At 52.5% G+C, this 26,531-nt stretch carries 24 protein-coding genes and 3 tRNA genes; 12 read left to right on the forward strand and 15 right to left on the reverse strand.

Features of this window, described 5'->3' with window-relative positions; genetic code table 11:
• The 3 genes from amiB to nnr are packed head-to-tail and all read right to left on the reverse strand — an operon-like array spanning nucleotide 1 to nucleotide 3,773.
• On the reverse strand, nucleotides 1-1,773 hold the full coding sequence (gene amiB, locus EVX52_RS15990) for an N-acetylmuramoyl-L-alanine amidase AmiB (RefSeq protein WP_129954250.1): 1,773 nt from the start codon (nucleotides 1,771-1,773) through the stop codon (nucleotides 1-3).
• 7 nt (nucleotides 1,774-1,780) lie between these two features.
• Nucleotides 1,781-2,248 carry a tRNA (adenosine(37)-N6)-threonylcarbamoyltransferase complex ATPase subunit type 1 TsaE gene (tsaE, locus tag EVX52_RS15995; RefSeq protein ID WP_129991643.1) on the reverse strand — a complete coding sequence of 156 codons (468 nt, stop codon included), beginning with the start codon at nucleotides 2,246-2,248 and terminating at the stop codon, nucleotides 1,781-1,783.
• Between the two features lie 10 nt (nucleotides 2,249-2,258).
• Nucleotides 2,259-3,773: a bifunctional ADP-dependent NAD(P)H-hydrate dehydratase/NAD(P)H-hydrate epimerase gene (gene nnr, locus EVX52_RS16000; protein ID WP_129991644.1), complete on the reverse strand. Its 1,515-nt coding sequence runs from the start codon at nucleotides 3,771-3,773 to the stop codon at nucleotides 2,259-2,261.
• Between nnr and queG the strand changes: the two genes are divergently transcribed.
• Nucleotides 3,772-4,926: a tRNA epoxyqueuosine(34) reductase QueG gene (gene queG / locus EVX52_RS16005; RefSeq protein ID WP_129991645.1), complete on the forward strand. Its 1,155-nt coding sequence runs from the start codon at nucleotides 3,772-3,774 to the stop codon at nucleotides 4,924-4,926. The genes nnr and queG overlap by 2 nt on opposite strands.
• A 313-nt stretch (nucleotides 4,927-5,239) precedes the next feature.
• On the opposite strand, the gene EVX52_RS16010 is transcribed toward queG, so the two are convergent.
• The 4 genes from EVX52_RS16010 to orn form a co-directional block, all read right to left on the reverse strand.
• Nucleotides 5,240-5,315 (reverse strand) — tRNA-Gly (locus EVX52_RS16010).
• A 61-nt stretch (nucleotides 5,316-5,376) separates the two neighbouring features.
• Nucleotides 5,377-5,452 (reverse strand) — tRNA-Gly (locus EVX52_RS16015).
• Nucleotides 5,453-5,511: 59 nt separating this feature from the next.
• Nucleotides 5,512-5,587: transfer RNA gene (locus EVX52_RS16020), tRNA-Gly, on the reverse strand.
• Between the two features lie 303 nt (nucleotides 5,588-5,890).
• Nucleotides 5,891-6,436, reverse strand: coding sequence for an oligoribonuclease (gene orn, locus EVX52_RS16025; RefSeq protein ID WP_129954242.1), 546 nt, complete (start codon nucleotides 6,434-6,436; stop codon nucleotides 5,891-5,893).
• Between the two features lie 126 nt (nucleotides 6,437-6,562).
• Between orn and rsgA the strand changes: the two genes are divergently transcribed.
• The 3 genes from rsgA (at nucleotide 6,563) to mscM (ending at nucleotide 12,165) form a co-directional block, all read left to right on the forward strand.
• Nucleotides 6,563-7,600 (forward strand): small ribosomal subunit biogenesis GTPase RsgA, encoded by a 1,038-nt coding sequence (rsgA, locus tag EVX52_RS16030; RefSeq protein ID WP_129954240.1) that lies wholly within the window; start codon nucleotides 6,563-6,565, stop codon nucleotides 7,598-7,600.
• A gap of 181 nt (nucleotides 7,601-7,781) precedes the next feature.
• Complete coding sequence (asd, locus tag EVX52_RS16035) at nucleotides 7,782-8,750, forward strand: archaetidylserine decarboxylase (RefSeq protein WP_129954238.1); 969 nt, start codon at nucleotides 7,782-7,784, stop codon at nucleotides 8,748-8,750.
• A gap of 46 nt (nucleotides 8,751-8,796) precedes the next feature.
• A complete protein-coding gene (gene mscM / locus EVX52_RS16040; protein ID WP_129991646.1) occupies nucleotides 8,797-12,165 on the forward strand; it encodes a miniconductance mechanosensitive channel MscM in 3,369 nt (1,122 codons plus the stop codon).
• A 96-nt stretch (nucleotides 12,166-12,261) separates the two neighbouring features.
• Here mscM and epmA read toward each other — a convergent pair whose 3' ends face one another.
• Nucleotides 12,262-13,239, reverse strand: a complete 978-nt coding sequence (epmA, locus tag EVX52_RS16045) for an elongation factor P--(R)-beta-lysine ligase (protein WP_129991647.1) — start codon at nucleotides 13,237-13,239, stop codon at nucleotides 12,262-12,264.
• 283 nt (nucleotides 13,240-13,522) lie between these two features.
• On the opposite strand from epmA, the gene frdA reads away from it, so the two are divergent.
• From frdA to blc, 5 genes are all read left to right on the forward strand, one after another.
• Nucleotides 13,523-15,322 (forward strand): fumarate reductase (quinol) flavoprotein subunit, encoded by a 1,800-nt coding sequence (gene frdA / locus EVX52_RS16050; protein ID WP_129954232.1) that lies wholly within the window; start codon nucleotides 13,523-13,525, stop codon nucleotides 15,320-15,322.
• Nucleotides 15,267-16,049, forward strand: coding sequence for a succinate dehydrogenase/fumarate reductase iron-sulfur subunit (locus EVX52_RS16055; RefSeq protein WP_238483323.1), 783 nt, complete (start codon nucleotides 15,267-15,269; stop codon nucleotides 16,047-16,049). The genes frdA and EVX52_RS16055 overlap by 56 nt, the downstream gene beginning before the upstream one ends.
• An 11-nt stretch (nucleotides 16,050-16,060) precedes the next feature.
• Nucleotides 16,061-16,471, forward strand: a complete 411-nt coding sequence (gene frdC / locus EVX52_RS16060; protein WP_129954228.1) for a fumarate reductase subunit FrdC — start codon at nucleotides 16,061-16,063, stop codon at nucleotides 16,469-16,471.
• A gap of 9 nt (nucleotides 16,472-16,480) precedes the next feature.
• Nucleotides 16,481-16,840 (forward strand): fumarate reductase subunit FrdD, encoded by a 360-nt coding sequence (frdD, locus tag EVX52_RS16065; protein ID WP_129954226.1) that lies wholly within the window; start codon nucleotides 16,481-16,483, stop codon nucleotides 16,838-16,840.
• A gap of 124 nt (nucleotides 16,841-16,964) precedes the next feature.
• The gene (gene blc / locus EVX52_RS16070) at nucleotides 16,965-17,489 is read left to right on the forward strand and encodes an outer membrane lipoprotein Blc (protein WP_129954224.1); all 525 of its coding nucleotides are present in this window, start codon (nucleotides 16,965-16,967) and stop codon (nucleotides 17,487-17,489) included.
• Nucleotides 17,490-17,565: 76 nt separating this feature from the next.
• Here blc and EVX52_RS16075 read toward each other — a convergent pair whose 3' ends face one another.
• The 3 genes from EVX52_RS16075 to efp all read right to left on the reverse strand — a co-directional run bounded on the left by EVX52_RS16075 (nucleotide 17,566) and on the right by efp (nucleotide 18,615).
• Entirely contained in the window at nucleotides 17,566-17,700 is a 135-nt protein-coding gene (locus EVX52_RS16075; protein ID WP_129954222.1) for an entericidin A/B family lipoprotein, read from the reverse strand.
• A gap of 120 nt (nucleotides 17,701-17,820) precedes the next feature.
• Nucleotides 17,821-17,934, reverse strand: coding sequence for an entericidin A/B family lipoprotein (locus EVX52_RS16080; RefSeq protein WP_370278348.1), 114 nt, complete (start codon nucleotides 17,932-17,934; stop codon nucleotides 17,821-17,823).
• A gap of 114 nt (nucleotides 17,935-18,048) precedes the next feature.
• A complete protein-coding gene (gene efp, locus EVX52_RS16085) occupies nucleotides 18,049-18,615 on the reverse strand; it encodes an elongation factor P (RefSeq protein WP_013573742.1) in 567 nt (188 codons plus the stop codon).
• 38 nt (nucleotides 18,616-18,653) lie between these two features.
• Here efp and epmB point away from each other — a divergent pair, with 38 nt between their 5' ends.
• Nucleotides 18,654-19,682 (forward strand): EF-P beta-lysylation protein EpmB, encoded by a 1,029-nt coding sequence (gene epmB / locus EVX52_RS16090; protein WP_129954218.1) that lies wholly within the window; start codon nucleotides 18,654-18,656, stop codon nucleotides 19,680-19,682.
• A 192-nt stretch (nucleotides 19,683-19,874) separates the two neighbouring features.
• Here epmB and EVX52_RS16095 read toward each other — a convergent pair whose 3' ends face one another.
• The 4 genes from EVX52_RS16095 to EVX52_RS16110 all read right to left on the reverse strand — a co-directional run bounded on the left by EVX52_RS16095 (nucleotide 19,875) and on the right by EVX52_RS16110 (nucleotide 23,219).
• On the reverse strand, nucleotides 19,875-20,219 hold the full coding sequence (locus EVX52_RS16095; protein ID WP_129954216.1) for a DUF4156 domain-containing protein: 345 nt from the start codon (nucleotides 20,217-20,219) through the stop codon (nucleotides 19,875-19,877).
• Between the two features lie 298 nt (nucleotides 20,220-20,517).
• Nucleotides 20,518-22,164: a chaperonin GroEL gene (gene groL / locus EVX52_RS16100; RefSeq protein WP_129954214.1), complete on the reverse strand. Its 1,647-nt coding sequence runs from the start codon at nucleotides 22,162-22,164 to the stop codon at nucleotides 20,518-20,520.
• A gap of 53 nt (nucleotides 22,165-22,217) precedes the next feature.
• A complete protein-coding gene (locus tag EVX52_RS16105; protein WP_009636718.1) occupies nucleotides 22,218-22,511 on the reverse strand; it encodes a co-chaperone GroES in 294 nt (97 codons plus the stop codon).
• A gap of 216 nt (nucleotides 22,512-22,727) precedes the next feature.
• The gene (locus EVX52_RS16110) at nucleotides 22,728-23,219 is read right to left on the reverse strand and encodes an FxsA family protein (RefSeq protein WP_014333639.1); all 492 of its coding nucleotides are present in this window, start codon (nucleotides 23,217-23,219) and stop codon (nucleotides 22,728-22,730) included.
• A 374-nt stretch (nucleotides 23,220-23,593) separates the two neighbouring features.
• Here EVX52_RS16110 and aspA point away from each other — a divergent pair, with 374 nt between their 5' ends.
• Nucleotides 23,594-25,030, forward strand: a complete 1,437-nt coding sequence (gene aspA / locus EVX52_RS16115; protein WP_014333637.1) for an aspartate ammonia-lyase — start codon at nucleotides 23,594-23,596, stop codon at nucleotides 25,028-25,030.
• Nucleotides 25,031-25,164: 134 nt separating this feature from the next.
• Nucleotides 25,165-26,466, forward strand: a complete 1,302-nt coding sequence (locus EVX52_RS16120; RefSeq protein WP_129954212.1) for an anaerobic C4-dicarboxylate transporter — start codon at nucleotides 25,165-25,167, stop codon at nucleotides 26,464-26,466.
• Nucleotides 26,467-26,531 lie beyond the last annotated feature (65 nt).

Genomic DNA, 26,531 nt, shown 5'->3' on the forward strand with positions numbered 1-26,531 from the left:
CTATGACTGAGGAATAGTTAAGGTTTGGCCGAGCTGTACCTCGCCAGACTTCATATGATTTGCGGTTTTGATGTCATTCATGCTGACACCATATTGGCTGGCGATCGCCGACAGCGTATCGCCGCGTTTCACTTTATGTTTCGCGGGCTTCTTCGACGTTTTTGTTGTCGAAGCAGGTGCGGCGGCTGTTGAAGATGTGCGGGTTCCCGCAGGGACTTTCAATCGCTGACCGACCCAGACACCGTCTTTTTTCAGTTTATTAAGATCGCGCAGCGCCGCGTTTGTCGTGCCGTAGCTGTTCGCGATCCCGGTCAGGGTTTCACCCCGGGTCACTTTGTGGATCTGCGTGGCACCGGCTGCACCGGCAGTCACTTCAATCGGGCCAGGCTGGTTAGCGGCAGTACTGGCTGTCGCGCTACTGTCTGCCGCCGCTGCTGATGAGGCCAGCAGCGGACGGTTTTCGACCTTTGGGCCATTTTGTATCGGATGCGACTGGAAATAATTACGCAGGCCGATGTGGATAGCCCTCGCAATTTTATCCTGGTACGCGCTGCTGCCCAGCAGCCGCTCCTCAGTTGAATTACTGATAAAGCCGGTTTCCACCAGCAGGGAAGGAATATCAGGCGAACGTAAAACACCTAAACTGGCATGTTCCGGCTTCGCTTTATGCAAAGAGCCAACAGAGCGCAGTTCGCGCAATACACGGGTCGCAACGTCATAGCCCACGCGCTGTGAATGACCAAACTGTAAATCCAGCACCGCCTGACTGAGATACGGGTCTGAAGCGGTATTTGCCAGCACATCCCCAGCGCCGCCGAGCAGTTCTGACTGTTTCTCGTGTTGCTCCAGCCAGTTCCCCATTTCACTGTTAGCACGACGATTCGATAACACCCAGACTGATGCACCGCGCGCACTGCGGCTCGGCGCGGCATCAGCGTGAATAGAAACCAGCACATTAGCATTTTTCTTACGCGCTACATCGGAACGGCCCATGACCGAAATAAAGTAATCCCCGTCGCGGGTTAATACCGGCTGGAACATCGGGTCTGCATTAAGAATCGCCTGTAATTTACGGGCAATTGAGATAGTGACATTTTTTTCTTTTAGCCCGCCAGCGCCGATTGCGCCCGGATCCTGCCCGCCATGACCGGCGTCAATAGCGACAATAATTCTGCTGTCACTGGTCGACACGGTAGAAGAACGTGAATTATCCGGCGCCACCGTCGTCGCGACGACTTTGGTCTGATCATGGGTAAACGGATTTGATTTCGCGGAAGGCGTAACCATTCTGCCCGCATTTGGCGAGGACGTGTTGGTCCCCACGGCAACCGGTGCACTCCGACGTGCCGGAGCAGCGGCGTTCATGGTCAGCACCACGGTGTACTGGTTTCCATCTTTCTGTTTTGTGGCGTTGGTTCGGACTTTCTGATTCAGTTCAAATACCAGACGCTGACTCTGCGCATTGGGCGGCGTACTGGCACGTACACGCGTCACCAGATTCTGTCCGTTAAAATTCAGCGGCAGGCCTTTCATCACGCCGTCCTGCCGGATATCCATGACCACACGTTCAGGGTTGTGCAGCGGAAAAAAAGAGTAATCCGGTGAACCATCAAATGAAATCGTGACGGTAGATTGCGTGGCACCATTGGAAACATTGATGTTTTTCATGCCAGCCGCAAAAACCGGCGAGGCCAGCACGGCAAACAACATCAGCGCCGATAACAACGTCATCATCGTCGCTGAAATATAAAGAGAGGTAAAACGTGAGTTCATCGCGTGATCATCCTTGCTGTTGAACACGATGCAGCAATTTTATGCCGGATTCAGAAACCGCCGCCAACTTTGCGGTGCGCCCGGTTGGGGAATAATCCAGCGTCAGTTCAATATCCGGTTCAGGCAATACCCCTGCACCCTGCTGTGGCCATTCCACCAGGCAAATGGCGTCCTGTGCGAAATAATCGCGGATCCCCATGAACTCCAGTTCTTCCGGATCAGCAAGGCGATATAAATCAAAATGATAAACGGCAATCTTATCCAGCTGATAAGGCTCTACCAGAGTGTAAGTCGGGCTTTTCACATTACCCTGATGGCCTAATGCCTGAAGAAACCCCCGGCTGAAGGTCGTTTTACCGGCTCCCAGATCGCCATAAAGATGGATAACCGCTGAGCCTTCGCAGGCTTTCGCCAGTGAAGCACCTAGTTGCAGCGTTGCCGCTTCGTCGGGTAAAGAGATATTAAGTTGATTCATTCAGTGATATCTATTTCTTCAGGTCTGGATTAACTAACGGGGCAATCACCGCTAAAAGATCAGTTGCCAGCATACCGCGCGTTCCCTGCCGGTGGGCAATTTCGTCTGCGGCAGCGCCATGAAGCACTGAGCCCGCGCAGGCCGCATCATATACATTAAGTTTCTGAGCCAGCAATCCGCCAATAATACCAGAAAGTACGTCGCCCATGCCGCCGGATGCCATTCCGGCATTGCCGACATCCGCTATCGCCATCTCGCCACGTTCGCTGGCAATCAGCGTGCCTGCACCTTTAAGCACTACCACGCCACCATATCGCTCAGTGAGCTTCCTGGCGGAAAGTAAGCGGTCACTCTCAATATCTTTCACGCTGCAACCCAGCAATCTTGCCGCTTCGCCCGGATGAGGCGTCAGTACACGATTTTGCCGTTTCCGCGGGTTGATTGCCAGCAGGTTAAGCGCATCGGCGTCCCATAAGGCTGGTTTATCCCAGTCTGCCACACGTTCCACGGCCTGTTTGCCCCATTCTCTCTGACCCAGACCGGGACCGATAACGACTACCTCTGCCCACTCAAGCCCTGCATCCAGCGACGCAGCCGTGAGTTCCTGCACCATCAGCTCCGGTCTGGCAGTCAGTAGCGGTCCCGCATGTTCTTTGTGAGTAAGTACTCGCACCAGCCCGGCCCCGGTACGCAGCGCAGCCTCTGAAGCCATACGGATCGCGCCCGCAAAGCCGGTATCGCCACCCACCACCAACAAACGGCCATATTCCCCTTTATGGGAACAGGGACGTCGCGGGTGCAACCATTGGCCCAACTGAGTTGCATCCAGCCTCTGTAAGGGTGCCAGATGTCCGCCCAGCCAGCTTTCAAGCCCCAGCGCATCGCCGTGTAATTTCCCCGTATAGTCACGTGCCTGCCCGGTCAGCAAACCGGGTTTCAGAGCGATGAAACTGATCGTGTGCGTAGCATGCACCGCCTTGCCCGCGGCCTGACCGGTTTGCGCATCCAGTCCCGAAGGGATATCTAAAGAGATCACAGGTAAAGACGCTGAGTTGATGTCGTCAATCAGTGCGGCGTAAGGCGCGCGTGGCGCGGAAGATAAACCGGTACCGAGCAGACCATCGATAATCAGATCCGCATCCTGCGGCCATGGTGAATCCACCGGGTTAACCGTGCCGCCGCTTTTCAGCCAGCCCTCACGCGCTGTCTCTGCTTCTTCAGGCAGCGGCTTACTCCCCTGAACAGTCAGCAGTGTTACGCGTAGCCCTGCGTTTTTCGCCAGTCGTGCAACTTCAAAGCCATCACCACCGTTATTACCGTGACCACATAAAATCAGCCAGTGACGGGTTTGCGGAAACTTACGCTGCGCCAGTAAAAAAGCGGCTTTTGCCGCGCGTTGCATCAGTGTAAACAGAGAAATCCCCGTTTCCTGCGCCGCCTGTCGCTCAGCCTGTCGTAGCCAGTCAGCAGAAAATACGGAATGTGGTAAACTCGCCTCGTTTCGTTTTTCACGTTGGTTCGTCATGACACTCCCTCTCGATCTCGTTCAACTGGCTCAACATATCAAGCAATGGGGCCAATCGCTAGGCTTCCAGCAGGTGGGTATCTGCGATACAGACTTATCTGTGGAAGAGCCTAAACTGCAAGACTGGCTTAATAAACAATATCATGGCGAGATGGACTGGATGGCGCGCCACGGTATGTTACGCGCCCGTCCGCATGAATTACTGCCTGGTACGCTGCGGGTGATCAGCGTGCGGATGAACTATTTGCCTGCCAAGGCCGCTTTTGCCAAGACCCTGAATAATCCGCAGCTGGGTTATGTCAGCCGTTATGCCCTCGGACGCGACTATCACAAAGTGTTGCGCCAGCGCCTGAAAAAACTCGGCGATATGATTCAGGCATATTGTACTGAGCATGCTGATCAGACCGTGACTTTCCGCCCTTTTGTAGATTCTGCACCAGTGATGGAACGCCCGCTGGCGGCGAAAGCCGGTCTGGGCTGGGTTGGTAAACACTCACTTATTCTTAACCGTGAATCCGGCTCGTGGTTCTTTCTCGGCGAACTGCTGATTGATTTGCCTCTGCCCGTGGATCAGCCTCAGGAAGAGAAATGCGGAAAGTGCGTAGCCTGCATGACAACCTGCCCGACCGGTGCGATCGTTGCCCCTTATACTGTCGACGCCCGCCGCTGTATTTCCTATCTGACCATTGAACTGGAAGGCGCAATTCCGGAAGAATTCCGTCCGCTGATGGGTAACCGTATCTACGGCTGCGATGACTGTCAGCTGATCTGCCCTTGGAATCGTTATTCACAACTGACCGGAGAAGACGATTTCAGCCCGCGCGCCGCACTTCATGCCCCTGAACTGATTGAATTATTTGGCTGGACGGAAGAAAAGTTTTTGCGCATCACGGAAGGCTCGCCAATCCGGCGTATCGGACATTTGCGCTGGTTGCGCAATATTGCGGTGGCGTTGGGCAATGCCCCGTACTCCCGTGAGGTGCTTAATACACTGCAATCGCGGGAAGGTGAGAATGCGTTGCTGGATGAACATATCAGTTGGGCGATTGCACAGCAGGTTGAAAGAAGAAGTGAACATCAGGTGGAAGTGCAATCTTCACAGCAAAAGCGCCTGATCCGTGCGGTTGAAAAGGGTCTGCCAAGGGATGCATAACCCTTCCCCAAAGCGTTAATTGGAAAAGCGATATTTTCTGTGCATAAAAATAAAAATGCTTTGCCAATCAAGTGCAAAAAAAAGAGCAAGTGATCGTCATAACGTTTCGTTATAAATTAATTTTATTTAAAATCAAGGCATTAAATTTTATCAATATACCAAGCACAAAAAACAGACAGTTTAAAAAAACGCCTAATCCTGTGGATAAGTCTGTTTAAAACATTACTACAAATCGTGTAATGATCAGGTCATTTATGCACAGAAAATGCAGGAAGACACTATTAAGAAATGATTTTGAACTGAAGAAGAAAACTGGAGCGGGAAACGAGACTCGAACTCGCGACCCCGACCTTGGCAAGGTCGTGCTCTACCAACTGAGCTATTCCCGCATTGAGATGTCTGACATCTGCTGTACTGGCATTTGCCATAAATGTACAGGCTTTGAAATTTTGGAGCGGGAAACGAGACTCGAACTCGCGACCCCGACCTTGGCAAGGTCGTGCTCTACCAACTGAGCTATTCCCGCGTCGCATGGCACTGCATTATTTACGTCTTAAATCTTTAAATCTCAAAAGCTTAAAAATTTGGAGCGGGAAACGAGACTCGAACTCGCGACCCCGACCTTGGCAAGGTCGTGCTCTACCAACTGAGCTATTCCCGCTCTGCGCACTCAACGAAATTCTTCATCGGTACGGGGTGCGCATTATACGAGAAATCCTTTTTGCCGCAAGCCCCTGAAAGCAAAAAAACGTTTTTTTCGTTCAAGTGCCGATTAAACCATCAAAGCGACGATTTAATCAGCGAAACGCGATGATTTTGTGCTCCGTATGCCTTTTTAACTTTTTTAAAATAAATCGCCTAAATCATTCACGTTGCAGGAAGGCGGCAAACTCACAACAAATCGGTCAGTGATTCAGGTGAGAGAGTGCAGCCAACGCATCTGCAGCCTGAAGGATGACGGAGATTAAAGATTAATAAAATGTTCGCGGTAGTACGCCAGTTCAGCCACAGATTCACGGATATCATCCAGCGCCTGATGAGTATTTTGCTTCTTAAAACCACCCAGCACTTCCGGTTTCCAGCGACGCGCCAGTTCCTTCAGCGTGCTGACGTCCAGATAACGGTAATGGAAATAGGCTTCCAGCTCCGGCATATATTTAAACAGAAAACGTCTGTCCTGGCCGACGCTGTTGCCGCAAATCGGCGATTTGCCCGCAGGAACCCACTCTCGCAGGAAGTCGATAGTTTTTTGCTGGGCGGCATTGTCATCAAACGGACTGGCTTTGACGCGATCAACCAGACCGCTGCCGGTGTGGGTGCGCACATTCCAGTCATCCATCAGCGCCAGCTGCGCGTCAGACTGATGGACTGCCATGACCGGGCCTTCGGCCAGAATGTTCAGATGCGCGTCGGTCACCAGCGTCGCAATCTCAATAATACGGTCACGTTCAGGATCCAGACCGGTCATTTCCAGGTCAATCCAAATTAAATTCGAGTCATTAGCGGCCATGATGTGTCCTGTTACAAAGTAGAGAGTTGACGGAGTTCTCCGTCATTCGGGCAATTAATATAAAATAGCTGGTATCATAGTCGTTTTGGTCGCACCGAGCGATTAAAGCCAGTCAAGTGAGGCGCAGTGACTAAATCAAAACTGTCTAAAGGGCAACAACGTCGCGTTCAGACTAACCATCAGCGTCGTCTGACACAGACGGACAAACGCAAAGAGCTGGACGATTCTCTGCATGGCGAACCGCAGGACGGCGTCGTCATCAGCCGTTTCGGGATGCATGCGGACGTTGAAGCGGCCGACGGCAGCCAGCACCGTTGCAATATCCGCCGAACCATCCGTTCTCTGGTGACCGGTGACCGCGTGGTATGGCGCGCCGGCGAAAATACCAGTGTGAAAGGTATCGTCGAGGCGGTCCATGAACGAACTTCCGTTCTCACACGCCCTGATTTCTATGATGGCGTCAAACCCATTGCCGCAAACATTGACCAGATCGTGATTGTCTCCGCCATCCTGCCGGAACTGTCGCTTAATATTATTGATCGTTACTTGGTGGCGTGCGAAACGGTTGAAGTTGAGCCGCTGATTGTGCTCAATAAAATCGATCTGCTCGACGACGAAGGCCGTCAATTCGTTCAGGGCATGATGGATATCTACCGCAAAATAAATTACCGCGTCCTCGAAGTGTCGAGCCAGACCGGTGAAGGTATGCCTGCGTTTGAAAAGGCGCTGACTGACCGCATCAGTATTTTCGCCGGTCAGTCCGGCGTGGGTAAATCCAGTCTGCTGAACGCCCTGCTGCCACCGGATGAAAAACAAATTCTGGTGAATGAAGTGTCCGATAACTCAGGCCTGGGTCAGCACACCACGACAGCGGCGCGTTTGTATCACTTCCAGCATGGCGGTGACGTTATTGACTCCCCGGGCGTGCGTGAATTCGGTTTATGGCACCTTGCGCCAGAGCAGATCACCCAGGGCTTTGTCGAATTCCGCCCTTTCCTCGGCTACTGTAAATTCCGCGACTGCAAGCATGGCAGTGATCCGGGCTGTGCAATCCGTGATGCCGTAGACCGTGGTGAAATAGCCGAAGAACGTTTCGACAATTACCACCGTATTCTGGAAAGCATGGAAGACGTAAAAACACGTAAAAACTTCGATGCACTTTAATACTAATTTGTTGAATTAATATGTTAATGGCAATCGGGTAACGTTAACGGAAGTTGAACCGTTGATTTCACCCCGTTACAATCCTCCGCCATACAACACTGCATGCCCCTGAATACCATTCGGGGGCGCCTGCAAAATGGCCGGTACGCCGGTCATTCATATCATTCAAGAGGTTTTCCCCGTGCTGGACAGTATCAAAATCAAACTTCAATATTTACTTCCTAAACAAGGACTGACCCGTCTGGCTGGCTGGGGCGCAGATAAGCGTGCTGCCACGCTGACACATTGGGTGATCAGAGCATTTGCCCGTTTTTATAACGTCGACATGAAAGAAGCACAAAATCCGGATCTCAAATCATATGCCACGTTTAACGAATTCTTCGTGCGTCCGCTGCGCGAGGGCGCACGTCCGGTGGTCAGTGGTCTGGATATGCTTTGCCTGCCAGCCGACGGTGCAGTCAGCCAGTTAGGGGCAATTACCGGGGGCAAACTGTTCCAGGCTAAAGGTCATTTCTACAGTTTAGAAGCATTGCTGGCAGGTAACTATTTGCTGGCAGAGCAATTCAAAGACGGACAGTTTGCCACTGTTTATCTGGCACCACGTGATTATCACCGGGTGCATATGCCGTGCGACGGCGTGCTGCGTGAAATGATTTATGTCCCGGGAGATTTATTTTCAGTCAACCCGCTGACCGCCGCGAATGTACCCAATCTTTTCGCCCGTAACGAACGCGTCATCTGCGTCTTTGATACTGAATTCGGGCCGATGGTACAGATTCTGGTTGGCGCAACGATTGTCGGCAGCATTGAAACCGTCTGGGCAGGCTGCGTCACGCCGCCGCGCGAAGGCATTATCAAGCGTTGGACTTATCCGGCAGCCGGTGAAGAAGGTGCCATCGCGCTGGAAAAAGGTCAGGAAATGGGCCGTTTCAAACTGGGTTCCACGGTGATCAACCTGTTTGCCGCTAATCAGGTTCGCTTCATGCCGAATCTGAGTAATGGCACGGTGACCCGCATGGGCGAACCGTTCGCCGAAGCTCTGCGTGCTCCGGCAGCAGCAGCGGAACCTGTGGTAGCAGAATCCTCTGTCACTAAAGAAGCGCCAGCAGGTGTCGCAACCGCTGAACCGCAGGCTCCGAAAGATTATTAAGTTCGCGCTGAACTGACATACAGAACTGAAAAAAGGATATGACCGAGTGCGCCTGTTCCCCGCCTTGCTGATGAGTTTACTGCTGTCCCTGCCATTGATGGCGGGTGCAGCACCGACTGAAGATCAGCTCAAACAAGAGTTGAAACAGGCGGAAGCCAATAAAGAAATGGCCAATCAGACGCAGGTGGTTGAGGCGCTGCAAAGCGCACTCAACTGGCTGAATGAAGCCAGCGTTTCAGCCGGGCGCTCGGCGGAATATCAAAAGGTCATTGATGACTTTCCAAAACTGACGCAGGCCCTGCGCCAGGAATTGCAAAATCAGCCTGACAAGCCGCCCGCGCTGGATGACAGCATCTCCACGGCTCAGCTCGAGCAACAAATTCTGCAAGTCAGCAGTCAGCAGCTGGAAGAAACCCGCCAGTTGCGTCAGGAGCAGGACCGCTCCCGCGACATCAGCGACTCACTGAGTCTGATCCCGCAACAGCAATCCGAAGCCCGCAACGCGCTGAGCGACATCGATCAGCGCATACAGGCGGCGACCGCGACGGCAATCTCCTCACCGCTGGCACAGGCCCAGCTCAGCGCACTTCAGGCCGAATCTGCAGCGCGTAAAGCCAAGGTTGATGAACTGGAACTGGCTCAGCTTTCTGCCAATAACCGGCAGGAACTGTCGCGAATGCGCACAGATCTCTACAAAAAACGCGCCGACTTTCTTGATCAGCAATTACAGGCCTTACGCAATACACTGAATAACCAACGCCAGCGGGAAGCTGAACAGGCGCTGGAAAAAACCGAGCTGCTGGCCGAACAGAGTGGTGAATTGCCGCACTCTATCAGTCAGCAGTTGCAGGCCAACCGTGAGTTGTCGCTGGCACTGAATCAGCAGGCGCAGCGGATGGACCTGATCTCATCTCAGCAGCGTCAGGCCGCTGCACAAACTCAACAGGTACGTCAGGCGATTAATACCATTCGCGAACAGGCACAGTGGCTTGGCGCGTCTAATTTACTTGGCGAAACACTGCGGGCGCAGGTTGCGCGTCTGCCGGATATGCCGAAACCGCAACAGCTTGACCGCGATATGGGCCAGTTGCGCGTGCAGCGCCTGCACTATGAAGATTTACTGGATAAGCAGGCTATTTATCGCCAGGCAAGGCAGGATGACGGAAAACCGCTAACTGCGGCTCAGCAAAAAATTCTGGATGCACAGTTGCGGACGCAGCGTGATTTGCTCAATTCCCTGCTTTCAGGTTGCGATACCCAAATTCTTGAACTCACCAAGCTGAAAGTGGCGAACAGCCAGCTGGTGGAAGCGCTGAATGATGTTCATGACGCCGCCCACCGTTATCTGTTCTGGGTGGCAGACGTCAGCGCCATCGGCATTTCTTACCCGGTGCAGGTCGCGCATGATCTGAAACGTCTGCTTTCACTGGATTCACTCAGTCAGCTTGGCGGTGCGTCCATGATGATGGTCACCAGCAAAGAAACGCTGCTGCCATTATTTGGAGCACTGATTCTGGTGATTATCAGCATCAGTTCGCGCAAACATTATTACGCGTTCCTGGCACGTGCCAGCAGTAAAGTGGGTAAGGTCACACAGGATCATTTCTCGCTGACCCTGCGCACCGTGTTCTGGTCGATTCTGGTCGCCATGCCGTTGCCGGTGCTGTGGGCAGCGCTGGGCTTCGGGCTGCAAAGCGCGTGGCCGTACCCGATTGCAGTTGCGATCGGCGATGGTGTCACCGCAACCCTGCCAATCCTGTGGGCATTTATGGTCAGTGCCGCGCTGGCGCATCCGCAAGGGTTATTTGTCGCCCACTTCGGCTGGCCGCAACGTGCGGTATCACGTGCCCTTCGCTACTATGCGCTGTCGATCTGGGTGCTGGTGCCGTTAATTATGGCGCTGATTACCTTCGATAATCTTAACGATCGGGAGTTCTCAAATACGCTGGGGCGGCTGTGCTTTGTTATTTTGTGTCTGGTGGTCGCGCTGGTCACCCACAGCCTGAAACGCGCGGGAATTCCGCTGTATCACGATAAAAAAGGCAACAGCGAAAACGTCATCAACAAAGCCTTATGGTGGATGCTGCTGGGCGCGCCCGTTGTGGCCGCACTGGCTTCGCTGATGGGCTACCTCGCGACCTCACAGGCGCTGCTGGCACGCCTGGAAACCTCGGTAGCCATCTGGTTCGTATTACTGGTGATTTACCACATTATCCGGCGCTGGATGCTGATCCAGCGCCGTCGTATTGCGTTCGAACGCGCCAAGCAGCGCCGGGCAGAAATGCTGAATCAGCGTGCCCGCGGTGAGGACGAGGCCCATCAGGTCAGTACCAGTAATGAAGGGACGGTTGAGATTGAAGAACCCGTGGTGGATCTGGATGCTATCTCCGCGCAATCACTGCGACTGGTACGTTCCCTGCTGACATTGATCGCCCTGATCTCGGTGATCTTCCTGTGGTCTGAGATCCACTCGGCCTTCTCGTTCCTGGAAAATATTCATCTCTGGCAGGTGGCGTCTACGGTTCAGGGCGTAGAGAGCATGCAGCCGATCACACTGGGATCGGTGTTGATCGCCATTCTGGTGCTGATTATCACGACGCAACTGGTGCGTAATCTGCCCGCGCTACTGGAACTGGCGCTGTTGCAACATCTGGATCTGACGCCGGGCACCGGTTATGCCGTGCTGACCGTGACCAAATATGTGTTGCTGCTGATTGGCGGCCTGACAGGTTTCTCGCTGATCGGGATCGAATGGGCAAAACTACAATGGCTGGTGGCAGCACTTGGTGTCGGTCTCGGCTTCGGTTTGCAGGAAATTTTCGCTAACTTTATTTCCGGCCTGATTATCCTGTTTGAAAAACCGATCCGTATCGGCGATACCGTGACGATCCGCAACCTGACCGGCAGCATCACCAGAATCAATACCCGCGCCACAACGATCGCCGACTGGGACCGTAAGGAGATTATCGTGCCCAACAAGGCCTTTATTACCGAGCAGTTCATCAACTGGTCGTTGTCAGATTCCGTTACCCGTGTGGTGCTGACCGTCCCTGCGCCGTCGGAAGCGAACAGTGAAGAAGTGACCGAAATTCTGCTCGGTGCCGCGCACCGCTGTTCGCTGGTGCTGGACATGCCTGCGCCGGAAGCCTATCTGGTGGATCTCCAGCAGGGGATTCAGATTTTCGAGCTGCGTATGCATGCCGCTGAAATGGCACACCGTATGCCGCTGCGCCATGAAATCCATCAGCTGATCCTGTCCGGATTCCGCGAGCATGGCATTACGCTGCCGTTCCCGCCATTCCAGGTGCGTATGGAAACACTGCACCGCGCGCAAAATGGCAATAACGCGACCTTTACCAGCAGCAGCGGCAGTGGTCGCAGCGGAAACAGTTCGCGCTCACCGGGCGACTTATAAAAGCCAAAAGAAAAGCAAAAAGGCAGATCCTTCTGCCCTTTCAGATTGCTGACAAAGTGCTGACCCTGAGGTCAGGGCTGAACAGCAGAATCAGGATCAGGCGCGCGTCACCGGGAAGGCCAGCACATCGCTCAGGCTGGCGGCACCCAGTGCAATCATAATCAGACGGTCAACGCCCAGCGCCACACCAGAACACTCCGGCATGCCGTGCGCTAACGCATCCAGCAGATTGTTATCAATGGGAAGCTGCGGCAGGCCGCGTGCCGCGCGTTTACGGTTGTCCTGCTCGAAACGCTGACGTTGTTCACGACTGTCTGTCAGTTCACGGAAACCATTTGCCAGCTCAATACCTTTGTAATACACCTCAAAACGCTCGGCCACGCGGTGATCTTCCGTGCTGATTTCTGCCAGAGATGCCTGCGTCGCCGGGAAGTGATAGACGAATGTCGGCTTATCGCGGCCAATATGCGGCTCCACGCCCATCGTAAATAACAACTGTAACAGGGTGTCGCGGTCTTCTTCGATGTCGGCAATATTGGATAAATCCAGTTTTGCCGCCGCTTCGCGCAGCTCAGTTTTATCGGCAGAGAGGGGATCAATACTTAAATGGCGGGTAAATGCCTGCTGATAAGACAAGGTTTCAGCACTGTCGCAATCGAGTACCTGCTGGAGCAGATCATCCACTTCATTCATCAGGCGGTACATGTCATAACGCGGACGGTACCATTCCAGCATGGTGAACTCCGGGTTGTGATGACGTCCGGCTTCTTCATTACGGAAACTGCGGCCCATCTGGTAAATCGGCCCGCTGCCCGCTGCCAGCAAACGTTTCATGTGATATTCCGGGCTGGTCATCAGATACAGCGTCATGCCGTCAGCCGCACCCGGCCCGACAAAACGCGTCTCAAACGGTACCAGATGAATGTCGGTCACCGTGGCCTGACTCATCGCTGGCGTTTCAACTTCCAGTACGCCGCGATCGGCAAAGAAACGTCGGATCTCAGCGAGGATTGCCGCACGCTTCAACAAATTGGCGACAGAAGCACTGGGTTGCCAGCTTGCTGTTTCGCTCATGGTGATTTACTCCGAATTCAGAAAAGTCATGCAGTCTACCCGCATCCCCGCAGGCAAACAATTATCTCATTTTGCGAAGCAAAAAGCAGAGAAAGCCCAAACCTGCATTCACATCAAATTACCGCTTCTACCCCTTTGGTATCATAATTCCCTTACAAACAATAAGAATATCAGCCATCGGGACAGCGCCTGTATGTCATCGGGGTTCACTAACTCTTCGAATATGAAGAGCTTTTCGCGGGTGTTTCAAACCCGATCTCATTGATGATAGTGGAGGAATGCAGTGCAAACCTTTAACGCCGACATTGCAATTATAGGTGCAGGTGGGGCGGGTTTACGCGCAGCAATAGCCGCAGCGGAAGCCAATCCCAACCTGAATATCGCGTTGATTTCGAAAGTGTACCCAATGCGCAGCCACACGGTCGCTGCCGAAGGCGGTTCTGCCGCAGTGACACAAGATCACGACAGCTTTGATTTTCACTTCCAGGATACTGTTTCCGGAGGCGACTGGCTGTGTGAGCAAGACGTGGTGGATCATTTCGTGCATCAATGCCCGACTGAAATGGCCCAGCTAGAACTGTGGGGTTGCCCCTGGAGCCGTAAAGATGATGGTTCCGTCAATGTCCGCCGCTTCGGCGGGATGAAGATCGAACGTACGTGGTTTGCAGCGGATAAAACCGGTTTCCACATGCTGCATACATTGTTCCAGACCTCGCTGAAATATCCGCAAATCAAGCGATTCGACGAACATTTCGTTCTCGATATTCTGGTCGATGAAGGCCAGGTTCGGGGCGTTGTCGCGATTAATATGATGGAAGGCACCCGCGTACAAATCCGGGCCAACGCCGTGGTCATGGCAACCGGCGGCGCTGGCCGTGTTTACCGTTATAACACCAACGGCGGCATCGTCACCGGCGACGGTATGGGCATGGCGTTCCGTCATGGCATCCCTCTTCGTGATATGGAATTCGTACAATATCATCCGACCGGCCTTCCGGGCTCCGGTATTCTGATGACTGAAGGTTGCCGGGGTGAAGGCGGTATTCTGGTCAATAAAGACGGTTACCGTTATCTCCAGGATTACGGTATGGGGCCGGAAACGCCGCTGGGTGAACCGAAAAATAAATACATGGAACTGGGCCCGCGCGACAAGGTATCGCAGGCGTTCTGGCACGAATGGCGGGCCGGCCGGACTATCGAAACACCGCGTGGTGACGTGGTGTACCTGGATTTACGCCATCTCGGCGAGAAAAAACTCCGTGAACGTCTGCCGTTCATCTGCGAACTGGCTAAAGCTTATGTCGGCGTCGATCCGATTACTGATCCGATCCCTGTTCGTCCTACCGCACACTACACCATGGGCGGCATCGAAACCGATGCGCAGTGTGAAACCCGCATCAAGGGTCTGTTTGCGGTCGGTGAGTGTTCGTCCGTCGGCCTGCATGGCGCAAACCGTCTCGGCTCAAACTCGCTGGCCGAACTGGTGGTGTTCGGCCGTATGGCCGGTGAAAAAGCAGCAGAACGCGCCGTACAAGCTAAAGACACCGGCAACAACGATGCGCTCGACGCACAGGTTCGTGATATCGAAAATCGTATCGCCGCGCTGATGGCACAGGAAGGCGACGAAAGCTGGGCAGCCATCCGCGACGAAATGGGTCTGGCGATGGAAGAAGGTTGCGGCATTTACCGCACCACCGAACTGATGCAAAAAACCATCAATAAACTGGCTGAACTGAAAGAACGCTTTAAGCGGGTGAAGATTCAGGATACCTCCAGCGTTTTCAATACGGATTTGCTGTACACCATCGAACTGGGGCATGGCCTGGAAGTGGCCGAATGCATGGCGCATTCCGCCCTGCACCGCCGCGAATCCCGCGGCGCGCATCAGCGTCTGGATGAAGGCTGTACTGAACGCGATGACGTGAATTTCCTCAAGCATACTCTGGCCTTTTATCAGCCAGACTCCGCCCCGCGTCTGGAATATGGCGACGTGAAAATTACCACGCTGCCACCGGCAAAACGCGTGTATGGCGGGGAATCTGAGACTCACGATAAAAAAGATAAGGAGCAATCACGTGGCTAAAATACGCAGCCTGAAGGTTGAAATCATGCGCTACAACCCGGAAACGGACAGCGCGCCGCATCCGGTGGTGTATGACGTGCCTTTCGATGAAACAACGTCGCTGCTCGATGCTCTGGGCTATATCAAAGATCATCTGGCCGCTGATCTTTCCTATCGCTGGTCCTGCCGGATGGCAATCTGCGGCTCATGCGGCATGATGGTCAATCGCGTGCCGAAGCTGGCATGTAAAACCTTCCTGCGGGAATATCCGGACGGTATGCAGGTGGAAGCGCTGGCGAATTTCCCGGTTGAGCGTGATCTGGTGGTCGATATGACCCACTTTATCGAAAGCCTGGAATCCATCAAACCTTACATTATCGGCAATACCCGCACGGTGGGTGAAGGCCCGGGTAAGCAAACTCCGGCGCAAATGGAGAAATACCATCAGTTCTCCGGCTGTATCAACTGCGGTTTGTGTTACGCCGCCTGCCCGCAGTTTGGTCTGAACCCGGAATTCATCGGTCCGGCCGCTATTACGCTGGCGCACCGCTATAACCTTGATAACCGGGACCACGGCAAGGCACAACGTATGCCGCAGCTAAACACTCAGAACGGTGTCTGGAGTTGTACGTTCGTCGGGTATTGCTCCGAAGTTTGTCCGAAGCACGTCGACCCCGCAGCCGCCATTCAGCAAGGCAAAGTCGAAAGCTCCAAAGACTTCATGATCGCGAGGCTGAGACCGCAATGAGGGAGGAAAATATGACAACTCAAAGTACGGGCAGCAAACGTAAGCCCTACGTGCGTGAGATGAAAGCCAGCTGGTGGAAAAGCTTACCGTTCTACCGTTTTTATATGCTGCGTGAGGGCACGGCGGTGCCGGCCGTGTGGTTCAGTCTCTTACTGCTGGCAGGGATTTTTTCGTTACGTAACGGGCCTGAAAGCTGGGCGGGTTTTGTGAATTTTCTGCAAAACCCGGTGGTCTTGCTGATTAACCTGATCGCCCTGCTTGCGGCGTTGTTGCACACCAAGACCTGGTTCGAACTGGCACCGAAAGCCTCTATTGTGATAGTGAAAGGCAAAAAAATGGGGCCGGAACCGGTGATTGCCGGTTTCTGGGGCGTGACAATCGTCGTGACGCTGGTTGTGCTTGTCATTGCACTGTTTCTTTAAGGAGGCGACATGAAAAATACTCTTCCTAAACGTTCAGACGAGCCGGTGTTCTGGGGATTGTTTGGCGCGGGCGGTATGTGGAGCGCGATTTTCGCACCGGTGATGATCTTGCTGGTGTGCTTCCTGCTGCCGCTGGGCTTCTTCCCCGGTGACGCACTGAGCTATCCGCGCGTACTGGCATTTGCACAAAGCGGGATCGGGCGTCTGTTCCTGCTGCTGATGATCGTTCTGCCTTTGTGGTGCGGGCTGCACCGGATCCACCATGCCATGCACGACCTGAAGATCCACGTTCCGGCCGGTAAATGGGTATTTTACGGTCTGGCGGCGATCTTAAGTATCGTGACCCTTATCGTATTGATCCGCCTCTGATCCGCAAAGATCCCCCTTTCCAGCGGTCATCTCTCTGGCCGCTGTTTTCATTCTTTCTGCACTGATTTTCCCTTTTTCTTTTTTGTTACCTACACTTAGAGAACATACTAAGGAAGGAAGGTCTATGCGTATCTGGTCAAAACTCAGCGTTATCATCACAGCACTTCTGTCGGTCGCGTGCAGCGTAACGCCGCCTGCTGACGTCAAAGTCGTCAATAATTTCGAACTCACCCGTTATCTCGGTACCTGGTATGAAGTCGCCAGACTGGATCATAGTTTTGAAAGCGGACTGGAACGCGTCACCGCTAATTACAGTTTGCGTGATGATGGTGGGGTAAAAGTGATTAATCGCGGGTTTAATCCGCAAAAGAATAAATGGCAGGAAAGTGAGGGCAAAGGTTACTTCACCGGATCGCCGGCGCGGGCGGCACTCAAGGTGTCATTCTTCGGCCCGTTCTATGGCGGCTATAATGTCATTGAGCTGGATAAGGATTACCGGTACGCGCTGGTATGCGGGCCGGATAAAAGCTACCTGTGGATCCTCTCCCGTACGCCAACACTGGATGACCGCGTGAAGCAGCAACTTCTGCAAACAGCACAAGGCTACGGATTCGATACCAGCAAACTGGTGTGGGTGAAACAGCCTTAATTCCCGTGCCGTAAAAACAACACTGCCTGCATCAATGTGCAGGCAGACATCAACTTACTTTACTATTACCCGCCCGCTATTGCGCGCTTTTCTGGATCGCTTGCCCACCGGCAGATACATCTTCCCCTACACCACGCGTGGTATTGCAGGCGGTTAACGCGGAAGACAGGACAACAACAGATAAGATAGCGAGGATACTTTTCTTCAGCATATAAATTTCCTTCCTATAAGAGAATGTAAAGTACGACACTGTTAGTGTAGCTAACTTTCCGGATATAGAAGGCAACAGGCAGGATTTTAGGACATTTGGTAAAAAACGAGGCTGAAGAAATCAGCCTGCTTTGGAAATCGCACCACCCAGATGTTGGATGTCTTCACCGAAACCATGAACCGTGTTGCAGCCGGATAACGAAGCCAGCAACGTCACTGAAACTACGATAAACATTATCTTCTTCAACATGGTAAACACAATCCAATTCAAAAAGTTGGGGCTGGAAAGCTGCGGCAGGATTTACTCTGCGGCAGCTTTCATCCGGCGTAATAAATAAGTATCGAAAACTTATTTAACGCGGGAAACGTATTCGCCAGAGCGGGTGTCACAACGGACAATTTCGCCGATCTGCACGAATAATGGCACTTTAACCACGGCGCCAGTGCTCAGGGTAGCTGGCTTACCGCCTGTACCTGCGGTATCACCTTTCAGGCCCGGGTCAGTATCAACAACTTCCGCTTCGATGAAGTTTGGTGGCTGAACCGCGATAGGACGGCCATCCCACAGCGTTACGATACATTCTGCGTTGTCCTGCAGCCATTTAGAGGCGTCAGAAACCGTCTTCTCTTCAACCTGATGCTGTTCGAAAGTCTCAGGGTGCATGAAGTGGTAGAACTCACCATCGTTGTACAGGTAGTTCATGTTGGTATCTACAACGTCAGCGCCTTCGCATGAGTCGGTAGATTTAAACGTTTTTTCTACACGGGAACCGGTCAGCAGACGACGCATTTTAACGCGTGCGAAAGCCTGGCCTTTGCCTGGTTTTACGAATTCACTGGATTCGATAGCGTAAGGCTCGCCCTCGAACATGATTTTAAGACCCGGACGGAAATCGTTGCTAGAATAAGTCGCCATGATGGCCCTCTAATTTTAAACTGGTATTAGCCAAAAAAATGGCAAACATTGTAACCCTAAACACGCCATTTAGAGAAGATTGGTTGTATCAACTCGGCGATGTTATCACTGACCCGGATGAACTGCTTACTCTTCTGGCACTTAACGACAATGCAGAATTGCAAAGTGGGCGTGAAGCCCGTCGTTTGTTCCCGCTTCGCGTGCCCCGCGCCTTTGTGGCACGTATGCAGCCGGGCGATCCACAGGATCCTTTATTGCTTCAGGTATTAACCGCGCACGAGGAGTTTATCGCCGCGCCGGGCTTTACCACTGACCCGCTTGATGAACAACGCAGCGTTGTTCCGGGTCTGTTGCACAAGTATAGCAATCGCGCCCTGTTATTGGTGAAAGGCGGATGTGCGGTAAATTGCCGCTACTGTTTCCGCCGTCATTTCCCGTATCAGGACAACCAGGGAAATAAGGCCAACTGGGTTCAGGCGCTGGATTATATCCGCACACGCCCCGAACTCGATGAAATTATTTTCTCCGGTGGTGATCCGCTGATGGCCAAGGATCATGAACTCGACTGGTTAATCGGTGAACTGGAAGGCATCGCACACATTAAGCGGCTGCGTATTCATACCCGTTTGCCGGTGGTTATTCCTGCACGTATCACGGATACCTTCTGCCAGCGCCTGGAAAAATCACGCCTTCAGGTGCTGATGGTAACGCATATTAATCACGCCAATGAGATCGATAATGCATTACGCGCCAGTATGGCGAAGCTGAAACGCCATGGCGTGACGTTGCTTAATCAGAGCGTGTTGCTGCGGGGGGTAAATGATTCTGCCGAAGTGCTTGCCACACTGAGCAACGCGCTGTTTGACGCGGGTATTTTACCTTACTACATCCACGTGCTGGATAAAGTACAAGGTGCGGCGCATTTCATGGTGAACGACGACGAAGCGCGCGTCATTATGAAACAACTGATGAGTAAAGTGTCAGGTTATATGGTGCCGAAACTGACCCGTGAGATTGGCGGCGAGCCGAGCAAAACCATTTTGGATCTGCGCCTGAAGCAGTCTTAACACATCCTTCCTCCCCCCAATAATTCAAGTTGCAGCAAGGCGGCAAGGGATGGAGTCCCGATGAGCTTACTCAGGTAAGTGATTCGGGTGACTGAACGTAGCCCACTCACCTGCGGCTTAAAGTATGAAGGGGGGAATGCAAAAAGGGATGCCAGTGGCATCCCTTTAATATTTTTATCGCTCAGGCGACGACTATGGGCACTTATAAACCTGACCGACCATTTTGCTGTCAACCGGTGCAAAGCTGGACAGGAAATTCTGGGACGGGCTGTTAGCACCATAAATGGTGTTGCCGCCCATCGCTGCCGCTTTGTTGCGCAGGTCATTAGCTGCGCCACGCATGGAGCTGCCGTCACCGCCGGTACCGGAGAACCAGTTGCTTTGGGCACCGGTGACTTGGCCAAGCAACTGACAATTTGCGCCTGGTTTGTCGTCTGTGAATTTCACCTGCTGACCCGCTGCATCCAGTTGATGAGTGGTACTGCACCCGGCAAGCAGCGCGATAGCTGACAGGCCCAGTAACATTTTAATCCGCATCACTTTCCCCATTTGTTTTTGTAATCACATAAAGCCTATCAGAAAACACCTGGCTTTCTTAGGCATCCGTTGCCACGTATACCTAAGCTGGCGGTAACGGTAAAAATCCGAAAACCACGTAGAAACGAGTCTACACGTTAAAGGCCGGAGACAATGAGAGTTATCTTACTGAACCTGATAAAAAAGGGTCAAACAAAAAAACCCGGCCTTTTCAGACCGGGTTTTTTCAGTATATGAAGTCAGTGAGCAAAAAGCCCGCTGATTTCGCATACCTGCGGATGAACGCAGGGGGGGATGATTACATCATGCCGCCCATGCCGCCCATGCCACCCATACCGCCAGCACCGCCCATATCGACTTTATCGTCTTTAGGCAGGTCGGTGATCATGCACTCAGTGGTGATCATCAGGCCAGCTACAGAAGACGCGTACTGCAGAGCAGAACGGGTCACTTTAGTTGGATCCAGGATACCCATTGCAATCATGTCGCCGTACTGTTCAGTGTAAGCGTTGTAACCGAAGCTACCTTCGCCTGCTTTAACGGTATTGGCGATAACAGAAGCTTCTTCGCCTGCGTTTACAACGATCTGACGCAGTGGAGCTTCCATTGCGCGCAGAGCAACGCGGATACCCACGTTCTGATCATCGTTGTCGCCAGTCAGGTTAGCCAGGGTATGAGCAACGCGAACCAGCGCCACACCACCACCGGCAACCACGCCTTCTTCTACCGCAGCACGGGTTGCGTGCAGGGCATCTTCAACGCGCGCTTTTTTCTCTTTCATTTCAACTTCAGTCGCTGCGCCCACTTTCAGAACGGCTACGCCGCCTGCCAGTTTAGCCACACGCTCTTGCAGTTTTTCACGATCGTAATCAGAAGTTGCTTCTTCGATCTGCTGACGGATCTGAGAAACACGGCCCTGGATAGTGGCTTCTTCACCCACACCATCAATGATGATGGTGGTGTCTTTGTTGATCACAACACGTTTAGCCTGACCCATATCTTCCAGGGTCGCTTTTTCCAGTTCCAGACCGATCTCTTCAGAGATAACTGTACCACCGGTCAGGGTTGCGATGTCTTGCAGCATGGCTTTACGACGATCGCCGAAGCCCGGAGCTTTAACCGCAGCCACTTTCACGATGCCACGCATGGTGTTCACGACCAGAGTCGCCAGGGCTTCGCCTTCAACGTCTTCAGCAATGATCAGCAGTGGTTTACCGGCTTTAGCAACGGCTTCCAGCACTGGCAGCATTTCGCGAATGTTAGAAATTTTCTTGTCAGCCAGCAGGATGAACGGGCTTTCAAGTTCAACAGAACCGGTTTCTGGTTTGTTGATGAAGTATGGGGAAAGGTAACCGCGGTCGAATTGCATACCTTCAACAACGTCCAGCTCGTCTTGCAGGCCAGTACCTTCTTCAACCGTGATCACGCCTTCTTTACCGACTTTTTCCATCGCTTCAGCGATCAGTTTACCTACGGTTTCGTCGGAGTTAGCGGAGATCGTCCCTACCTGTGCGATAGCCTTAGAGTCAGCGCAAGGTACAGACAATTTTTTCAGTTCTTCAACCGCAGCAACGACAGCTTTGTCGATACCACGTTTCAGATCCATCGGGTTCATCCCAGCAGCAACAGCTTTCAAACCTTCAGTGATGATTGCCTGCGCCAGAACAGTTGCAGTAGTGGTACCGTCACCCGCTGCATCGTTCGCTTTGGACGCGACTTCTTTCACCATTTGTGCGCCCATGTTTTCGAACTTGTCTTCCAGTTCGATTTCACGTGCAACGGACACGCCGTCTTTAGTGATGGTAGGTGCGCCGAAAGATTTGTCCAAAACCACGTTGCGGCCTTTAGGACCGAGGGTCACTTTTACTGCATCAGCAAGGATGTTTACGCCACGCAGCATTTTCACACGGGCGTCATTACCGAATTTTACTTCTTTAGCTGCCATTTTTAATTTCCCTTAAATTCGTTCTGTTCAGAAAAAAGTGGGTCGGGGGACAATCAGGCTTCAACAATGGCCAGAATGTCGCTCTCGGACATGATCAACACTTCTTCATTGTCGATCTTCTCAGCTTTCACGCCGTAACCGTCGTTGAAAATGACGATGTCGCCAACTTTCACGTCCAGCGCTTTAACTTCACCGTTTTCCAGAATGCGACCATGGCCGACAGCCAGGATTTCGCCACGGGTAGATTTACCTGCAGCTGAGCCAGTCAGAACGATGCCGCCAGCAGATTTAGATTCTACTTCTTTACGCTTGACGATAACGCGGTCATGCAATGGACGAATTTTCATTGATAACTCTCCTGTGAGCGGGTCCATATCTATTTTTAGGATTGAATGCCTGGCAGATTCCTGCCCGGCCTCGTGGTTTGTTTAATGGGGGCGATACCTCACCCTTCAAGGGGAAGAACAGAAAAAAATTTCTCTTTTTCTTTCGCTGCACGGATGACTAAAAATTGACCTCCGCAGTGCTTCCCAACAATCTTTTAACAATTAAGGCCACAGAGATTAGCGATCGCGGTGCTCTGTGTCGTCATCTTTTTTAGGTGAAACCAGACGTTCCTGCGTTTCATCCGTCCGCTGGAACTCGCCATCAAAGGTATTCCCTGTTGGCGCACTGCTTCCCCAGTTACCACCGGAACGCACAATATTCAAATGAGGCATCAGTTTAAGCGTCAGTCGTTTCTGGATCGGCGGTAGTAAGAGCAGCAAACCGAGGAAATCGGTAAAGAAGCCCGGTACCAACAGCAGAAACCCGGCAATGACCAGCGAAACACTTTTGACCATCTCAGCCGCCGGGCTTTCCCCAACCGCCAGTTTTTGCTGCAATTGCATAAACGTTTTCATCCCCTGATTCTTCACCAGGGACACGCCCACACAGGAGGTGAAAACGACCAGCAGCAACGTTGTTGCGACGCCCACCACCGCAGCCACCTTGATAAATAAGGTGATTTCAATGTAAGCCAGCAGGAATAACAGTAGTAACGGTAACCAGCGCACCGCATTCTCCTTGTAATTTGGCTCCGGAAGCGCTGTCGCAGCGGCATTCCAAAACCCTGAATAAGGGCCTGCTTGGGATCTTCGCTATCAAAGAAATGCAGGCTGACTACACTGAGATGGTGCTCATTCATTATCATTTCAAGCACCGGGCTTGATTTAATTGAGCCGGTAAATGAATTGTGAGAATTCTCACAGATACTAAAAACATGCACACTAATAGGGCAGGATAGTGATCTTAGTACGTGCAATTCATCTGGAGCAGCATATGATCGCCTTCGTTGCTAAAACAACGGTTGATCGTTTTAAATTTATCACGGCAAGTAACATAATTTTAAACATCGCATAACACATTCTGTACCGAAGAGAAGGTTCTCATGTCAAACACCATTCGTATCGAGGAAGACCTGCTGGGCACGCGCGAAGTTCCGGCAGAAGCTTATTACGGCATTCACACCCTGCGGGCGATTGAAAACTTCTACATCAGCAACACCAAGATCAGCGATGTCCCTGAGTTTGTTCGTGGCATGGTGATGGTGAAAAAGGCTGCGGCTCTTGCTAACAAAGAACTGCGCACCATTCCACGCCATATTGCGGATATCATTATTCAGGCGTGCGACGAAGTGCTTGATAAAGGCAAATGCATGGACCAGTTCCCTATCGACGTGTATCAGGGCGGCGCGGGAACCTCGGTAAATATGAACACGAATGAAGTGCTGGCGAACATCGGTCTTGAACTGATGGGACACCAGAAAGGCGATTACCAGTTCCTCAATCCAAATGATCATCTGAACAAATGCCAGTCGACCAATGATGCCTACCCGACCGGTTTTCGTATCGCCGTGTACGCGTCTTTGCTAAAGCTGGTTGATGCTATTTCCCAGTTAGGGGATGGTTTTGAGCGTAAAGCGAAAGAATTTGAAAACATCATCAAGATGGGCCGCACACAGTTGCAGGACGCCGTTCCGATGACGCTCGGTCAGGAATTCCACGCGTTTAACGTGCTGCTCAAAGAAGAAACCCGCAACCTGATGCGCACCGGCGAATTACTGCTCGAAGTCAACCTCGGGGCGACGGCAATCGGTACACGCCTGAATACACCAGAAGGTTATCAACAACTGGCGGTAGAAAAGCTGGCAGAAGTCAGCAATCTGGCCTGCGTACCGGCAGAAGATCTGATTGAAGCGACCTCAGACTGTGGCGCGTACGTGATGGTCCACAGCTCACTGAAACGCCTGGCCGTGAAGCTTTCTAAAATCTGTAATGACCTGCGTCTGCTTTCTTCCGGACCGCGCGCGGGTTTAAACGAAATTAACCTGCCGGAATTGCAGGCGGGCTCATCCATTATGCCGGCCAAAGTGAACCCGGTGATCCCTGAAGTAGTGAATCAGGTGTGTTTTAAAGTCATCGGTAACGACGTTTGCGTCACGATGGCGGCTGAAGCAGGCCAGTTGCAGCTGAACGTGATGGAACCGGTAATTGGTCAGGCGATGTTTGAGTCAGTGCATATCCTGACTAACGCCTGTTACAATCTGCTGGAAAAATGCATCAACGGTATTACTGCCAACAAAGAAGTGTGTGAATTCTACGTTTTCAATTCAATCGGCATCGTCACCTACCTTAACCCGTTCATCGGCCATCACAACGGCGATATCGTCGGCAAGATTTGTGCTGAAACCGGTAAGAGCGTCAGAGAGGTGGTGCTCGAACGTGGCCTGCTGACAGAGGCGGAGCTGGACGATATTTTCTCTATCGAAAACCTGAAACATCCGGCCTACAAAGCCAAACGCTATACCGATGAAAATGAACAGTAACAGATTTCACTGCTGACCTTTTGAGGCTCGTTGTTCTGCGGAACAGCGGGCCTTTTTACTTTGCACGACACAACAATTACACAACAATTAATTATCAATTCCTTAAGGAATGCGGGGAATAGGGACGGACAACCATGTTAATTATCGAATTTATTATCGTACTGGCGGCGATTTTCCTCGGTGCGCGCTTAGGCGGCATCGGCATTGGTTTCGCGGGCGGGCTTGGCGTTCTGGTGCTCGCCCTGATAGGCGTTAAACCGGGAACTATCCCCTTTGACGTCATCTCCATCATCATGGCCGTGATCGCCGCGATCTCGACCATGCAGGTGGCTGGCGGGATGGATTATCTGGTGCAACAAACCGAAAAATTGCTGCGCCGAAATCCCAAACACATCACCCTCCTCGCACCTGTTGTCACCTATTTTCTGACGATTATGGCGGGCACTGGCAACATTTCACTGTCAGCATTACCGGTTATTTCTGAAGTCGCCAAAGAGCAAGGGATTAAACCCTGTCGCCCGCTTTCCACCGCCGTAGTTGCTGCCCAGATAGCAATTACTGCCTCGCCGATTTCTGCCGCAGTGGTGTACATGGCTTCCACCATGGAAGGTCACGGCGTCAGTTATTTGCATCTGCTGATGGTGATGATTCCGTCCACGCTGGCCGCAGTGATCCTGATGTCACTGATTGTCAGCGCGTGCTTTGACTCGAAACTGTCCAATGACCCGGTTTATCTCAAACGGTATGAAGAAGGCCTGATCCAACTGCGTGGTAATAAAGCGCTGGAAATCAAACGCGGCGCCAAACTTTCGGTATTGCTGTTCCTGCTCGGCGTCCTGACGGTGGTCGCTTATGCGGTCATTAACAGCCCTAGCCTGGGCTGGGTCGCGCAACCTGTGATGACCACTAACAGTGCCATCCTGATTATCATGCTCAGTGTCGCCACACTAATCACCTTGCTGTGCAGTATTGATACCGACGCCATTCTGACATCCAGCACATTCAAATCCGGCATGAGCGCCTGTATTTGTATTCTCGGTGTGGCCTGGCTGGGTGACACCTTTGTGCAGGCCAATCTCAGTTGGATCAAAGAAACGGCGGGCGGATTGATCCAGGTACATCCGTGGCTGCTGGCAGTGATCTTCTTCTTCAGTTCAGCGCTGTTGTATTCGCAGGCCGCCACCACCAAAGCCCTGCTGCCGATGGCCCTGGCGCTGAGTGTATCCCCCCTGACTGCCGTAGGTTCATTTGCTGCCGTGTCAGGTTTGTTCATTCTGCCCACTTACCCGACACTGGTTGCCGCCGTGCAGATGGATGACACCGGCACCACCCGCATCGGGCGCTTCGTTTTCAACCATCCGTTCTTTATCCCCGGCACCATTGGCGTATTCCTCGCGGTACTTTTCGGATTCGGTTTCGGCAGTATTATTCTCTGACAGTTTTCCGGGGGCTGCGGCCCCTGTTAAGCACTGCGGGACTTTCTGCTCAGCGATTGGTCAGG

Source organism: Rahnella sp. CFA14(1/10) (genome assembly GCF_004195095.1).
Taxonomy (GTDB): domain Bacteria; phylum Pseudomonadota; class Gammaproteobacteria; order Enterobacterales; family Enterobacteriaceae; genus Rahnella; species Rahnella perminowiae.

Coding starts and splice junctions, on each gene's coding strand:
- amiB (WP_129954250.1), bottom strand. CDS start 1,773: ATGAACTCACGTTTTACCTCTCTTTATATTTCAGCGACGATGATGACG.
- tsaE (WP_129991643.1), bottom strand. CDS start 2,248: ATGAATCAACTTAATATCTCTTTACCCGACGAAGCGGCAACGCTGCAA.
- queG (WP_129991645.1), top strand. CDS start 3,772: ATGACACTCCCTCTCGATCTCGTTCAACTGGCTCAACATATCAAGCAA.
- nnr (WP_129991644.1), bottom strand. CDS start 3,773: ATGACGAACCAACGTGAAAAACGAAACGAGGCGAGTTTACCACATTCC.
- orn (WP_129954242.1), bottom strand. CDS start 6,436: ATGGCCGCTAATGACTCGAATTTAATTTGGATTGACCTGGAAATGACC.
- epmA (WP_129991647.1), bottom strand. CDS start 13,239: ATGAGCGAAACAGCAAGCTGGCAACCCAGTGCTTCTGTCGCCAATTTG.
- EVX52_RS16055 (WP_238483323.1), top strand. CDS start 15,267: ATGGCGGGGAATCTGAGACTCACGATAAAAAAGATAAGGAGCAATCAC.
- frdC (WP_129954228.1), top strand. CDS start 16,061: ATGACAACTCAAAGTACGGGCAGCAAACGTAAGCCCTACGTGCGTGAG.
- frdD (WP_129954226.1), top strand. CDS start 16,481: ATGAAAAATACTCTTCCTAAACGTTCAGACGAGCCGGTGTTCTGGGGA.
- blc (WP_129954224.1), top strand. CDS start 16,965: ATGCGTATCTGGTCAAAACTCAGCGTTATCATCACAGCACTTCTGTCG.
- EVX52_RS16075 (WP_129954222.1), bottom strand. CDS start 17,700: ATGCTGAAGAAAAGTATCCTCGCTATCTTATCTGTTGTTGTCCTGTCT.
- EVX52_RS16080 (WP_370278348.1), bottom strand. CDS start 17,934: ATGTTTATCGTAGTTTCAGTGACGTTGCTGGCTTCGTTATCCGGCTGC.
- efp (WP_013573742.1), bottom strand. CDS start 18,615: ATGGCGACTTATTCTAGCAACGATTTCCGTCCGGGTCTTAAAATCATG.
- epmB (WP_129954218.1), top strand. CDS start 18,654: ATGGCAAACATTGTAACCCTAAACACGCCATTTAGAGAAGATTGGTTG.
- EVX52_RS16095 (WP_129954216.1), bottom strand. CDS start 20,219: ATGCGGATTAAAATGTTACTGGGCCTGTCAGCTATCGCGCTGCTTGCC.
- groL (WP_129954214.1), bottom strand. CDS start 22,164: ATGGCAGCTAAAGAAGTAAAATTCGGTAATGACGCCCGTGTGAAAATG.
- EVX52_RS16105 (WP_009636718.1), bottom strand. CDS start 22,511: ATGAAAATTCGTCCATTGCATGACCGCGTTATCGTCAAGCGTAAAGAA.
- aspA (WP_014333637.1), top strand. CDS start 23,594: ATGTCAAACACCATTCGTATCGAGGAAGACCTGCTGGGCACGCGCGAA.
- EVX52_RS16120 (WP_129954212.1), top strand. CDS start 25,165: ATGTTAATTATCGAATTTATTATCGTACTGGCGGCGATTTTCCTCGGT.